At 71.1% G+C, this 13524-nt stretch carries 12 protein-coding genes, 1 pseudogene and 1 riboswitch; of the genes and pseudogenes, 11 read left to right on the top strand and 2 right to left on the bottom strand.

What is annotated here, in order from left to right:
* Window positions 1-26: 26 nt before the first annotated feature.
* From ACZ418_RS12500 to ACZ418_RS12480, 5 genes are all read left to right on the top strand, one after another.
* Window positions 27-1520, top strand: coding sequence for a protein kinase domain-containing protein (locus ACZ418_RS12500; RefSeq protein ID WP_468362311.1), 1494 nt, complete (start codon window positions 27-29; stop codon window positions 1518-1520).
* Between the two features lie 121 nt (window positions 1521-1641).
* Window positions 1642-2469 (top strand): glycoside hydrolase domain-containing protein, encoded by an 828-nt coding sequence (locus tag ACZ418_RS12495; protein WP_468361178.1) that lies wholly within the window; start codon window positions 1642-1644, stop codon window positions 2467-2469.
* Between the two features lie 179 nt (window positions 2470-2648).
* Window positions 2649-3302 carry a SurA N-terminal domain-containing protein gene (locus tag ACZ418_RS12490; RefSeq protein WP_468361175.1) on the top strand — a complete coding sequence of 218 codons (654 nt, stop codon included), beginning with the start codon at window positions 2649-2651 and terminating at the stop codon, window positions 3300-3302.
* A gap of 147 nt (window positions 3303-3449) precedes the next feature.
* The gene (locus tag ACZ418_RS12485) at window positions 3450-4511 is read left to right on the top strand and encodes a nucleoside triphosphate pyrophosphohydrolase (protein WP_468361172.1); all 1062 of its coding nucleotides are present in this window, start codon (window positions 3450-3452) and stop codon (window positions 4509-4511) included.
* Complete coding sequence (locus ACZ418_RS12480; RefSeq protein ID WP_468361169.1) at window positions 4508-5818, top strand: cytochrome P450 family protein; 1311 nt, start codon at window positions 4508-4510, stop codon at window positions 5816-5818. The genes ACZ418_RS12485 and ACZ418_RS12480 overlap by 4 nt, the downstream gene beginning before the upstream one ends.
* On the opposite strand, the gene ACZ418_RS12475 is transcribed toward ACZ418_RS12480, so the two are convergent.
* Window positions 5812-6495 carry a DUF899 family protein gene (locus tag ACZ418_RS12475; protein ID WP_468361167.1) on the bottom strand — a complete coding sequence of 228 codons (684 nt, stop codon included), beginning with the start codon at window positions 6493-6495 and terminating at the stop codon, window positions 5812-5814. The genes ACZ418_RS12480 and ACZ418_RS12475 overlap by 7 nt on opposite strands.
* Before the next feature lie 133 nt (window positions 6496-6628).
* Window positions 6629-7363, bottom strand: coding sequence for a GbsR/MarR family transcriptional regulator (locus ACZ418_RS12470; protein ID WP_468361164.1), 735 nt, complete (start codon window positions 7361-7363; stop codon window positions 6629-6631).
* A 242-nt stretch (window positions 7364-7605) separates the two neighbouring features.
* Between ACZ418_RS12470 and ACZ418_RS12465 the strand changes: the two genes are divergently transcribed.
* The 6 genes and pseudogenes from ACZ418_RS12465 to ACZ418_RS12440 form a co-directional block, all read left to right on the top strand.
* Window positions 7606-8274, top strand: coding sequence for a DUF4097 family beta strand repeat-containing protein (locus tag ACZ418_RS12465; RefSeq protein ID WP_468361161.1), 669 nt, complete (start codon window positions 7606-7608; stop codon window positions 8272-8274).
* Window positions 8275-8554: 280 nt separating this feature from the next.
* Window positions 8555-9610 (top strand): transglycosylase family protein, encoded by a 1056-nt coding sequence (locus tag ACZ418_RS12460; protein ID WP_468361158.1) that lies wholly within the window; start codon window positions 8555-8557, stop codon window positions 9608-9610.
* 194 nt (window positions 9611-9804) lie between these two features.
* Window positions 9805-9977: riboswitch (cyclic di-AMP (ydaO/yuaA leader) on the top strand.
* 4 nt (window positions 9978-9981) lie between these two features.
* Window positions 9982-10662, top strand: a complete 681-nt coding sequence (locus tag ACZ418_RS12455) for a transglycosylase family protein (protein WP_468361155.1) — start codon at window positions 9982-9984, stop codon at window positions 10660-10662.
* Window positions 10663-11023: 361 nt separating this feature from the next.
* On the top strand, window positions 11024-12331 hold the full coding sequence (gene eno, locus ACZ418_RS12450; RefSeq protein WP_468361152.1) for a phosphopyruvate hydratase: 1308 nt from the start codon (window positions 11024-11026) through the stop codon (window positions 12329-12331).
* Between the two features lie 118 nt (window positions 12332-12449).
* Window positions 12450-12926: an FtsB family cell division protein gene (locus ACZ418_RS12445; RefSeq protein WP_468361149.1), complete on the top strand. Its 477-nt coding sequence runs from the start codon at window positions 12450-12452 to the stop codon at window positions 12924-12926.
* Window positions 12927-12956: 30 nt separating this feature from the next.
* A pseudogene (locus ACZ418_RS12440) lies at window positions 12957-13358 on the top strand (DUF501 domain-containing protein); the annotation flags it as partial.
* Window positions 13359-13524 lie beyond the last annotated feature (166 nt).

The raw sequence follows: 13524 nt of genomic DNA, 5'->3' as shown, positions 1-13524 counted from the left end.
GACGTGTCGTCGCCGGCCGGTACGAACTGTCCACGCTCATCGGGCAGGGTGGCATGGGCCAGGTGTGGACGGCGTACGACCGGCGGCTCGACCGGCGCGTGGCGGTGAAGCTGCTGCGCCCCGACAAGGTGGCGGGCCAGGAGGCGGACGAGCTGCGCCGCCGGTTCATGCGCGAGTGCCGGGTGACCGCGCAGGTCGACCACCCAGGCCTGGTGACCGTGCACGACGCGGGCAGCGAGGGCGAGGAGCTGTTCCTCGTCATGCAGTACGTCGACGGCGCCGACCTGTCCGACCATCTCGCCGAGCACGACCCGTACCCGTGGCAGTGGGCGGTCGCGGTGGCCGCGCAGCTGTGCGCCGTGCTGAGCGCCGTGCACGCGGTGCCGATCGTGCACCGTGACCTCAAGCCGCGCAACGTGATGGTGAAGCAGGACGGCACGGTCACCGTGCTCGACCTGGGCGTGGCCTCGGTGATGGACACCGACACCACCCGCCTGACCCACACCGGCTCCCCGATCGGCTCGCCCGCGTACATGGCGCCGGAGCAGGCGATGGGCGGCGCGGTCGGCCCGTACACCGACCTGTACGCGCTCGGTGTGCTGATGCACGAACTGCTCAGCGGCGACGTGCCGTTCGCGGGCTCCACGGCGCTCGGGGTGCTGCACCGGCACCTGTACGAGCCCCCGCTGCCCGTGCGGCGTATCCGCCCCGAGGTCCCCGAGGCGCTGGAGACGCTCGTGCTGCGGCTGCTCGCCAAGGACCCGCAGCACCGGCCGGCGTCCGCGCAGGAGGTGTACGAGGACCTGGCGGCGCTCCTGCCCGCGCGCGGGACGCCCACCGGGGCGCCCTTGGACCCCACGCGCCCCTTCCTGCGTCCGCACGCCCCCTGGCCGGACCGCGCGCGGACCCCCGCGCCCCAGCCCGCCCCCGTCGCGTCGGCCCCGCAGGTAGCCGGGAAGCCCGATGTCGCCGCCGCCGTCGACGAGGTCAAGCGCCTGCTCGGGGAGGGGCGCATCACCCAGGCCGTGGACATCCTGGGCGCGATCCTGCCCGCCGCCGCCGAGCAGCACGGCGAGCACTCCCCGGTCGTGCGCACCCTGCGCAAGCAGTACGCGGCCACGCTCATGGACGACGGCCAGTACCGGCGCGCGCTGCCCGAACTGCGCCGCCTCGCCGACGAACGCGCCGCCGAGGCCGGCCAGGCCGACCCGCAGTCCCTGCGCTACCGCTACGAGGCCGCGCAGTGCCTGGAGCAGCTGGGCCAGCCGGCGGCGGCCCTCGCCGAGTACCGCGCGCTGCTGCCGTACTACGAGAACCAGTACGTCTCCGGCGACCCGCAGCTCGCCCACGACGTCCGCCGGCGCATCGGCCATCTCCTGCTCGCCCTCGGCGACCGGCCGTCCGCCCACGACACCCTCGCCCGGCTGCTGATGGACGTGGAGCGGCTGCACGGCCCCGGCTATCCGATGGCCATGGAGATCCGGCGCACCCTGCAGTGGCTCGGGCAGGTGCGCGGATAGTTCTTTGCCGTTTCCTGGCAGAACTTTGTGATCGTCAGGGGATTGGGTTTCCCGAAGGCTTGATCGGCGCCGGATAGGTTGCGCTTCGCTTTGCCAGGCACGTACGACAGGGGTGGGTTCCATGGCCGGCCATCGGCAGTCGAAGAAGCGCAGATTCAGCACGTGGGCGGTGGCCGGAGCCGCTGTGGTCGCCGGCGCCGGAATCGCCGCGCAGACCTCCATGGCCGCCACCACCTGGCCGGAGCAGAAGACGTTCACCGGCCACGCGTTCGACACCTGCGCGGCGCCCTCGCTGTCGGCGATGAAGGCCTGGCACACCGGCTTCTACGGGGCGGCGGCGGTCTACATCGGCGGCAGGAACCGAGGCTGCAGCCAGCCCAACCTCACCGCCTCCTGGGTGAAGTCGGTCGACTCCACCGGCTGGAAGCTCATCCCGATCTACGTCGGGGCCCAGCCGCCCTGCCAGTCCGGCTCCAACCCGGAGAAGCTCACCGCCACCACCGCCGCCTCGCTCGGCAAGACCGATGCGGACGACGCGGCGGCCAAGGCGTCCGGGCTCGGCATGAAGCCCGGCAGCCCGGTCTTCCTCGACATGGAGCCGTACGACATCACCAACACGTCGTGCAACAACGCCGTGCTGACGTATGTGCGGGCCTTCGACAAGGAACTGCGCGCCAAGATCTACCGCACCGGCTTCTACGGCTTCACCAGCTCCAGCGCCAAGGCGATCGCCACCGCAACCGACAAGACGGACCTGCCGGGCAACCTCTGGTACGCGCTGTGGGACAAGCAGTACACCACGACCACCGACTGGCCGTGGGGCTCCACCCAGTTCACCGATCACAGCCGTGGTCACCAGTACATCGTGAACAGCAAGGAGACGCGCAACGGCTACACGATCACCGTGGACCGTGACGCGTGGGACGGGCCCGTCGCCATCATCGGCTGAGGCCGGTCGCCGCGCGGGACAAGCCCCCTGCCGTCACATGGGGGCGTTCCGCCGGTGCGACGGTGCCCGAAGTCCTGATGAATCGTTGGTCGAATGGGTTGGCCTGAGCTGAGGCGCTGCCTACCATCGATCACCGCAAGACTTTGTGCACCGTCGCACAATCTCCTCGGGAGGTTTCCTTGCACCGCCGCCGTCGCACCGCGCTCGTCCTCACCGCCGCGATCGCCGCCGCGGCACCCCTGCTGACCGCCTGCGGAAACGATGCGCACCCGGGCGCCGCGGCCGTCGTGGGAGGGCAGCGGATCACCGTCGCCCAGCTGGAGAGCCGGGTCAACGAGGTCCGCAGGGCGCAGCGGGCCGCGGTGCCGGACGAGACCCAGTACCAGCAGGTCCTCGCCTCCACCAGCAGCCTCACCCGGGACACCCTGCACAACATGGTCCTCGACCGGGTGCTGCACCGCGCCGCGCAGGACGCGGGCATCACGGTCAGCCGCGAGGAGGTCCAGCAGATGCGCACCGGGCTGGAGCAGCAGGCCGGTGGCGCCAAGGGGCTGCAGACCGCCTGGCTGCAGAAGTACGGCATCGCCCCCGCCCGCCTCGACGACAACCTCCGGCTCCAGCTGGAGGCGCAGAAGCTGGCCCGGCAGCTCGGCACCGACACCACCCAGCCCGCCTTCTGGAAGGCACTGTCGAAGGCGTCCCAGGAACTCCACATCGACCTCAACCCGCGCTACGGCACCTGGGACGTGCAGAAGAGCAGCCGCGTGGACGCCCGGACACCCTGGGTACGGGAGGTCACGACGGCCTCGGGCGGGCAGCCGGTGACGGCGTAGCGAGGCCGGGCCGGGCGCCGGAACGGTACGGCCGGGCAGCCGGGCCGGCTCGGGCAACCGAGCAGGCCCGGTCATACGATCACATGTTCGTCCCCGCCCTGTGGACAACCGAATCCGCTCCCCGCCGCCGTGGGTTACGTTCGGATCGTGAACGCATCCAGCTCCGACCTCGCCCCCGCCACCGACCCCGGTCGCATCGTCCTGCTCACCACCAGCCACCGCGTCGCCCCCGGTCTGCTGTCCTGGCCCGCCTGGCAGGCCCTGCGCACCGCCGACGCCGTGCTGTGCGCGGACGGAGCGCATCCGCAGCTGCCGTATCTGCGCGAGGCCGGCATAGCGGTTGAGGAGGCGTCCCCCACCGCCCAGGAGCTCGTCGACGCCTGCGCCGGCGGGCGGACGGTGGTGGTCGTGGCCACCGGTGAGGGGGAGCCCGCGCTCACCGACGGCCTGGCCCGGCTGGCCGGCTCCGGCCGCGTCACCATGCCCGAGCTGGAACTGCTCCCGGCCTCCTACGATCTGCCCGGCGCCCGGCTGCTGGACCTCGTGCAGGTCATGGACCGCATCCGCGCCGAATGCCCCTGGTCCTCCCAGCGGACCCACGAGGGCCTGGCCAAGTACGCCATCGAGGAGTCGTACGAACTGGTCGAGGCGATCGAGGCCGGCGACCGCGAGGAGCTCCGCGAGGAGCTGGGCGACGTCCTGCTCCAGGTCGTCTTCCACTCCCGGATCGCCGAGGAGCACCCGGACGCGCCGTTCTCCGTCGACGACGTGGCCGGCGGCATCGTCGCCAAGCTCGTCCACCGCCACCCGCATGTCTTCGGCGACGAGAAGGCCGAGACACCGGAGGACGTCAAGGAGCACTGGCTGCGCACCAAGGCCGAGGAGAAGCGGCGCACCTCGGTCACCGAGGGCGTCCCGCTCGGACAGCCCGGCCTGGCCCTCGCAGCCAAGCTCGCCTCCCGCGCGCGCACGGCGGGCCTGGACGTGCCGCTCCCGCAGGGCGAGGGCATCGGCTATCAGCTGCTGGCCCTGGCGGCCCGCGCCGAGGCGGAGGGCGTGGACCCGGAGGCGGCCCTGCGCGCGGCGGCGCGTGCGTACCGGGACGCCATCCGGAAGGCGGAGGGAGTCGCCCCCGAGGCGATACCCGAGGCCACCGGCGACCACCGGGACGCGGAGGCCCACCCGGATGCGGATACGGTCGGAGAGTGACCGACCAGCCCCACCCCCAGTCCGCCCACGACCCGGCCCCGGACTCCGCTCCCGCCCTGTTCACCTGGGAGTTCGCCACCGACCCCTACCCCGCCTACGCCTGGCTGCGCGAGCACGCGCCGGTGCACCGGACGCGGCTGCCCAGCGGTGTCGAGGCCTGGCTGGTCACCCGGTACGCCGATGCCAAGCAGGCCCTCGCCGACCAGCGGCTGAGCAAGAACCCGGCGCATCACGACGAGCCCGCGCACGCCAAGGGCAAGACCGGCATCCCCGGCGAGCGCAAGGCCGAGCTGATGACCCATCTGCTGAACATCGACCCGCCGGACCACACCCGGCTGCGCCGGCTGGTCAGCAAGGCGTTCACCCCGCGCCGCGTCGCCGAGTTCGCGCCCCGGGTGCAGGAGCTGACCGACCGGCTCATCGACCGGTTCGCGGCGAAAGGCTCCGCCGACCTCATCCACGAGTTCGCCTTCCCGCTGCCCATCTACGCCATCTGCGACATGCTCGGCGTCCCACGCGAGGACCAGGACGACTTCCGGGACTGGGCGGGCATGATGATCCGGCACGGCGGAGGGCCGCGCGGCGGGGTCGCCCGGTCCGTGAAGAAGATGCGCGGCTACCTCGCCGAGCTGATCCACAAGAAGCGCGAGGCGCTGCCCGCCGAGCCCGCGCCCGGCGAGGACCTCATCTCCGGTCTCATCCGCGCCTCGGACCACGGCGAGCACCTCACGGAGAACGAGGCCGCGGCGATGGCCTTCATCCTGCTGTTCGCCGGCTTCGAGACCACCGTGAACCTGATCGGCAACGGCACCTACGCCCTGCTCACCCACCCCGAGCAGCGTGAGCGCCTCCAGGACTCCCTGGCCAGGAAGGAACGGGACCTGCTGGAGACCGGAGTGGAGGAACTCCTGCGCTACGACGGCCCGGTGGAGCTGGCCACCTGGCGGTTCGCCACCGAGCCGCTCACCATCGGCGGACAGGACATCGCGCCGGGGGACCCGGTGCTCGTGGTGCTCGCGGCGGCGGACCGGGACCCGGAGCGGTTCGCCGACCCGGACGTGCTGGACCTCGCCCGCCGCGACAACCAGCACCTCGGCTACGGCCACGGTATCCACTACTGCCTCGGCGCGCCGCTCGCCCGGCTGGAGGGCCAGACCGCGCTCGCCACCCTGCTCACCCGCCTGCCCGACCTGCGGCTCGCCGTCGATCCGGCCGACCTGCGGTGGCGCGGCGGGCTCATCATGCGGGGCCTGCGCACCCTGCCCGTGGAGTTCACGCCGGCCCGGGCGGGCAGCGGCGATCAGTAGTCCAGGCCGGCGAACCAGTCGCCACGGCCGCCCGGCGTCAGGTCGAGGAGGTGCCAGACGGGGCTGAGGAGGTCGATGCCGCGCTGGTCGATGTCCTCGGACATGCGTGGATGGGCGGAGTAGAAGTGGCGGACCGTGCCGTCCGCGTCCCGGGTGAAGACGGAGACGGTGGAGTCCTGCACCCCGTCCTCGTCCTCGCTTCCCAGGTCGTACTTGAAGGTGCTGTCCCCGGCGCTCAGCAGCCGCAGCCGGGACCAGCCGCGGCTCCGGGCGTGCCGGCGCAGGGTGGGCGGGTCGGCGGCCGCGACGACGACGAGGTCGGCGTTCTGGGCGACGTGGTGGGCGACGCCGTTGAAGCCGTCGATCCACAGGGTGCACATCGGACACGGGTCGGTCTGCCGTTTGCCGTACATGAACTGGTAGACGATCAACGGCCGGCCGGGGCCGGTGAACAGCTCGCTCAGCCTGACCTCGCGGACGGGTGTGTCGCCCGCGTCGAGGTCGGCGGGGCCTTCGAGAAAGACGTAGTCGTCGACGGCGGCGCCCTGCGGAAGCGCCCTGCGCAGGGCCGCGACCTTCTCGCGGTGGCGCATGAGGTCGATCTCGGCGTCGCGGAGTTCCTCGCGTGCGGCGAGGTACTCCGCGGACTCGCCGGGCAGCCGGGTGTGCCGCGCCATCGCGTTCCTCCTGCGGGAAGCCCCCGTGGGTCATGTCGAGTCCATGGTCGCGGCCGCCCCGCGCGCCGGGCGTGAGGCGCCGCCGTTCCCGACGGGTGAGAAAGCCGGGTGACCGCCCCGGCCTGTAGGTGGCTCAGGTAGCGCTGTCCGGGGTCGTTTCGGGTTTCGTGTGGAGGATCTCGCGGGCCTGGTCCGCGGCGCGGGCGATGCTCTCGGAGACGAAGTCGACGAAGCGGGCGATGTTCTCCAGGCGGGCGGCGGCCGGCGTGCCGGGGCCGAGGATGCCCACGCCCTGCCGGGCGATCTCTCCGAGGTGGGCGGTGGATCGGGCGGCGGCCATCGTGGATTGGTACATCACGTCGTCGTCGACGACATAGCGTTCGCGTCGGCGTTCGTCGCGTTCGCGGCGGATGAGGCCCTGGCTCTCGAGGAACGCGACCGCCTTGGAGACGGATGCCGGGCTGATCTGGAGGTGCCCGGCGAGTTCCGAGGCGGTGAGGCTGCCGGCGTCGGTGGTGTAGAGGCCGGCCAGCACCCGGGCGGTCATCCTGGGCAGGCCCGACTGCATGAAGACGGTGGTGAACGTCTCCTCGTACTCGCGTACGGCTTCGGCGTCGCGTCCGTGCGCCTGCGGGAGCGTGCCGGGGTCCCGGGGCACGGCCTTTCTGCGGCGGTGGGCGCGGCGTTCGGTGGCGCGGTGGGCGAGGTCGGCACGGTAGGCGGTGGGGCCGCCGTTGCGCATGACCTCGCGGGTGATGGTCGAGGTCGGGCGGTCGAGGCGTCTGGCGATCTCCGCGTAGGCGAGGCTGTCGGCCAGTCCCAGCGCGATCTGCTGGCGTTCCTGCTGGGTGAGTCTGCCTCCCGGCATCGCGGTCTCCTTCGTGGTCCGTGGTGTCTCCACCGTAGCGTTCACGCTCAATCAAGTGCAACGAACAGACTCGGCGGCGTTGCGTTGATTTCCAGACCATTGCAATGATTTCACGGCATCTACCAGTGCTTATAGTGCTTGCATGCAACGAGAGCGTTGCCAGATATGTGAATGCAACGTAGCGTTTCTGTAGTCGGAAACGCAGGCTCGAGGAGTCCGCGATACAGCAGAAGGAGCGCACGATGCAGAAGTTCGACACCCCCGCCCCGGTCTCGGTCGTCCTCGACATCCCCGCCGGACACATCCGGTTCATCGCCGCCGACCGGGCCGACACCACGGTCGAGGTCCTGCCCGCGGACGCCGCCAAGAGCCGCGACGTGAAGGCGGCGGAGCGGATCGAGGTCGCATACGGCGACGGCGTCCTGCGGATCGAGGCCCCGGAGGCGAAGAACCGGATCCTCGGCAACTCCGGATCCATCGAGCTGACCGTCCAACTGCCCGCCGGCTCCCGCGTCGAGGGCAAGTCTGCCCTCGGCGAGTTCCGGGGCGTCGGACGGCTCGGCGACGTCACCTTCGAGGGCGCGCAGGGCACGGTCAAACTCGACGAGACCGCGAGCGCCCAGCTGACCCTCCAGTCCGGCGACATCTCGGTCGGCCGCCTGGGCGGCCCCGCACGGATCAGCACCCAGAAGGGCGACCTCCGTATCACCGAGGCCGTGTGCGGCACGGTCACGCTGCGCACCGAGCACGGCGGGATCTCGGTCGGCGCCGCCCGCGGAGTCTCCGCGTCGCTGGACGCCGGCACCTCCTACGGCCGGATCCACAACGCGCTCAGGAACACCGACGGCGCCGCCGGTCTGAACATCCACGCGACCACCGCCTACGGCGACATCAGCGCCCACAGCCTGTAAGAGGGGCACTCCTCGGGCGCGGCGATCCCGCGAGCACGCGACGACGGGACGTTCGCGCCGGGGATCCCCGGCGCGGCCCCGGTGGGTGACAAAGCGGACGGGACGGGAGTTTCGGTGTCGCGCGAGAAGGGGATGGCAAACATTCAACTCTGTGATCTTCACGTGATCTGCGCGGCATGAACTTGTGACAAGTGATCGTCTGCCGATACGTTCACCCATCAGCGTGGCAGGAGGCACCACTTCGCCGCGCCGGTCCTGCTGTCGCACGAAAGGCTTCCGCATGCTCTCCGGGAACGGTCGTCACCGTCGCCCCCGTCAGGCTCCGGCCCTCCTCGTCGCGGCCGGCGTGACCGGCTCCGCCATCGCCATCCCGCTGCTCGGCGCCGCCAGTGCGAGCGCGGCCGACGGCACCACGTGGGACAAGGTCGCCGAGTGCGAGAGCGGCGGTTCCTGGAGCGCGGACACCGGAAACGGCTACTACGGCGGTCTGCAGATCTCCCAGGACGACTGGGACAAGTACGGCGGCACGCAGTACGCCGAGAGTGCCGACCAGGCCAGCCGCTCCCAACAGATAGCCGTCGCCGAGCAGATCCTCGCCGACCAGGGCACCAAGCCGTGGGCCATGTGCGCGCTGACCGCCGGGCTGACCTCCCACTCCGGTTCGGTCGACGTCGACCCCGGCGTCGGCGGCTCCGGCAACGGCGGTTCGAGTGACGCGTCCGGCTCGGCCGGCGGCTCCGCCTCGTCCGGTCTGCCGGATTCGTCCTCCCCGGACTCCGGTTCGGGCTCCGGCTCCGATTCCGCCTCGAACTCCTCCGGCTCGGACTCCACCGGTTCCCCCTCGAACGGGAGCGCCACGCCGACCCCGAGCGAGCACACCACCGGGACCCCGGACGGCACCGGCGACTCCGCCGGGACCAGCACCCCCCAATCCGACAAGACCGACAAGTCCGGCTCGCGCGACGGCGGAACGTCACAGGGGGGCGACAGCTCTCCCACGGCCACCTCGGGCGCCGACAACCCAGACAAATACCAGCAGAGCGCCGGTTCCTGGAGCCTGGTCGACACCGGTGCGCTCAGCAGTGGCGGACGTCACCGCGGTGAGAGTGCGGACGAAAGCGTGACAAACGGTCAGAACGCCACATCTGCCGGACGTCACGCCAGCCGTGAAACGGGCACCTACACCGTCCGTGAGGGCGACTCCCTCGTCTCCATCGCCGACTCCCTTGACGTCGATGGCGGGTGGCAGGCGCTCTACGACAGCAACAAGAAGGTCATCGGCGCCGACCCGAACCACATCACCGCCGGTCAGACCCTGAAAGTCGGGGACGAATAGGGCGGCGAACGGCGGCAGTTGACGCCACGTTTCGCGACTGATGTCCGTTTTGGCGAAAGTGTGGGATGAGTCTCAGAAGCCCTGATCGTCTTTGAAATTCCGCCGATCGCGTGTCTACGGTCAGGACCGCTCGTCACCACGAGCCCCGGCCGTCGCAACGCCGAATCCTGCCAGCGACTGCCCGGGAACAGTCGTCGCGTCAAGCGCCGTAGGCAGGAGCGGGGGACCCAAGGTAAGCGCCGGGCCCAGCGGTTGACGCTGGACCGGCTTGGGGTGAAGCCGCGCCTCGGATGAACGAGTGCGCGGCCGGGCAACTCAACCGGCCCGAACCCGACAGCTCACCTCGCAGGCGTCGGTGAGGGGATCGATCCATGCTGTTCTCCGGCAAGGGCAAGCACCGTCGTCCGTCCAAGGCCATCCGCGCCATCACGCTCGCCGGCGTCACCGGCGCCGCCGTCGCCGCCCCGCTGATGGCGGCCGGCAACGCCTCCGCCGCCACCGCCTCCCAGTGGGACGCCGTCGCCCGGTGCGAGTCGGGCGGCAACTGGTCCATCAACACCGGCAACGGCTTCTACGGTGGTCTGCAGTTCACCAACTCCACCTGGGCCGCGTACGGCGGCACCGCCTACGCCGCGCGTGCCGACCTCGCCACCAAGGCGCAGCAGATCGCCATCGCCGAGAAGGTCCTCGCGGGCCAGGGCAAGGGCGCCTGGCCGGTCTGCGGCACGGGCCTGACCAGCGCCGCCTACAACGGCTCCGCCCCGACGACCACCAAGTCCAGCAGCACCGCCACCCGCTCCACCGGCCAGCAGGCCGCCACCCGCTCCACCACGCGGACGGCCCCGAAGGCGAGCAAGACCGTCACCACGCCGACCGGCAAGAAGGTCAAGAAGGGCGACGGCGAGTACAAGGTCGTCAAGGGTGACACCCTCAGCGCCATCGCCGAGAAGCACGGTGTGAAGGGCGGCTGGCAGAAGCTCTTCCAGCTGAACAAGGACATCGTCCAGGACGCGAACCTCATCTACCCGGGCCAGCAGCTGCACCTGAAGTGACACCTGGCTCCGCACGGGCCCACAGCGCCCTCACATTCCGGCCCGCACTGAAGGCCTCGTGAGGGCCACCCCCGTCCCCACGGGCTCCCCGCCCCGGCGCGTGTTCCCCCGTACGCGCCGGGGCGGGGTCTTTCGTTGGCGGGGTCTTTCGTTTCCGCGCGCTGTTCGCCCACTCTTCAGCCGGGCCTCACCGGCAGGCCCCTTTGTTCCGAGGGTGAACAATGGGTACCGTCTGCGTGTCCCTCCTGTCCACGGGACGGTCGGTCGGTGGCCGACGCCCCGGGGACGGTTAGGCTCTAGTCGCAAGGCACAGCCGTAAGGCAGAACGCCCTGCACTTCCAGCGTCACATCCCAGAAGGAGATGCTCGTGCCGTCCATCGACGTCGTCGTAGCCCGGGAAATCCTGGACTCCCGAGGCAACCCCACGGTCGAGGTCGAGGTCGGCCTCGACGACGGCAGCACGGGTCGTGCCGCCGTCCCGTCCGGCGCCTCCACCGGCGCCTTCGAGGCCATCGAGCTCCGCGACGGCGACCCCAACCGCTACCAGGGCAAGGGCGTCGAGAAGGCCGTCCTCGCCGTGATCGAGCAGATCGGCCCGGAGCTGGTCGGCTACGACGCCACCGAGCAGCGCCTGATCGACCAGGCCATGTTCGACCTGGACGCCACCGACAACAAGGGCTCCCTCGGCGCCAACGCCATCCTCGGCGTCTCCCTCGCCGTCGCCCACGCCGCCTCCGAGGCGTCCGACCTCCCCCTCTTCCGCTACCTGGGCGGCCCCAACGCGCACCTGCTGCCGGTGCCGATGATGAACATCCTCAACGGCGGCTCGCACGCGGACTCCAACGTGGACATCCAGGAGTTCATGATCGCCCCGATCGGCGCGGAGTCCTTCTCCGAGGCCCTGCGCTGGGGCGCCGAGGTCTACCACACCCTCAAGTCCGTCCTGAAGTCCAAGGGCCTGTCCACCGGCCTCGGCGACGAGGGCGGCTTCGCCCCGAACCTGGGCTCCAACCGCGAGGCCCTCGACCTCATCCTCGAGGCCGTCAAGCAGGCCGGGTACGTCCCCGGTGAGCAGATCGCCCTCGCGCTCGACGTGGCCGCCTCCGAGTTCTACAAGGACGGCAAGTACCTCTTCGAGGGCAAGGAGCGCTCCGCCGCCGAGATGACGGAGTACTACGAGGAGCTCGTCGCGGCCTACCCGCTCGTCTCCATCGAGGACCCGCTGTTCGAGGACGACTGGGCCGGCTGGAAGGTCATCACCGACCGCCTCGGCGACAAGGTCCAGCTGGTCGGCGACGACCTGTTCGTCACCAACCCCGAGCGCCTCGCCCGCGGCATCGAGGAGGGCACCGCCAACGCCCTGCTGGTCAAGGTCAACCAGATCGGCTCGCTGACCGAGACCCTGGACGCCGTCGAGCTGGCCCAGCGCAACGGCTTCAAGTGCATGATGTCCCACCGCTCCGGCGAGACCGAGGACGTCACCATCGCCGACCTCGCCGTCGCCACCAACTGCGGCCAGATCAAGACCGGCGCCCCGGCCCGCTCCGAGCGCGTCGCCAAGTACAACCAGCTGCTGCGCATCGAGGAGATCCTCGACGACGCCGCGGTGTACGCCGGCCGCAGCGCCTTCCCGCGCTTCAAGGGGACCCACGAGGTCTCCAAGGGCTGAGCCGACCCGGGCCAAGTCTTAGCCAGTCGTACGTACGTCCCCGTATCCGGTCCCGTACCGTGTCCGGGGACGTACGCACGTGTGAAGGACACCGGCAAGGGGAGGCGGGAGAAGCCAGATGGCCGTGAAGGACCGGGACCGTTTCTCCACCGCGACCAGGCTGCGGCTGCTCGGCGAGCAGACGGCGGCCCGGGTCTACCGCTCCCAGACCAGGCGCCAGGCCCGCCGCTCCCGGCTCACCGGCCGTGCGGCGCTGCTCGCGCTGGTGCTGTGTTCGCTGATCGTCGCGCTCGCCTATCCGATGCGGCAGTACGTCTCCCAGCGCGCGCAGATCTCCGACCTCCAGCGGCAGCAGGAGCAGGCCCGCAAGCGGGTCGAGCAGCTGCGCGACCTCAAGGCGCGCTGGCAGGACGACTCCTACGCCGAGCAGCAGATCCGGCGCCGGCTGCACTATGTGCTGCCCGGGGAGACCGGGTACGTGGTGATCGACCCGGGTGTGGCCAAGCAGTCCCGCGCCGACCTCGGGGCCGCCCGCCGGCCCTGGTACGCGAACGTCTGGGACGGCGTCGACAAGTCCGACGCCTCCGACCAGTGAACCGACAGAAAGCCTGACGAAAAAGCAGTCATGGAAACGCCCCCGCCGCCCACTGAGCGCACCGAGCCCACCGACGCCGACGTCGAGGCCTTCCAGCAGCAACTCGGCCGCCCGCCGCGGGGCCTGCGGGCCATCGCACACCGCTGCCCGTGCGGTCAGCCGGACGTCGTGGAGACGGCACCCCGGCTGCCCGACGGCACGCCCTTCCCGACGACGTACTACCTGACGTGCCCGCGCGCCGCCTCGGCGATCGGGACGCTGGAGGCGGACGGCGTCATGAAGGAGATGACGGAGCGGCTGCGGACCGACCCGCAGCTGGCCGCCGCCTACCGGGCCGCGCACGAGGACTACATCCGGCGCCGGGACGAGATCGAGGTCCTGGAGGGCTTCCCCAGCGCGGGCGGCATGCCGGACCGCGTGAAGTGCCTGCACGTGCTGGTCGCCCACTCGCTGGCCGCGGGCCCGGGGGTGAACCCGCTCGGCGACGAGGCGATCGCGATGCTGCCGGAGTGGTGGCGCAAGGGGCCCTGTGTGCAGCCGCTCCAGGCGCCCGACCCGGCGGACGAGCATCCCGGTGAGGAGGGTGCCGTGTCCGACC

It is taken from the genome of Streptomyces sp. NPDC030820, from assembly GCF_055572075.1.
This window is presented reverse-complemented; position numbering and strand designations above follow the sequence as displayed.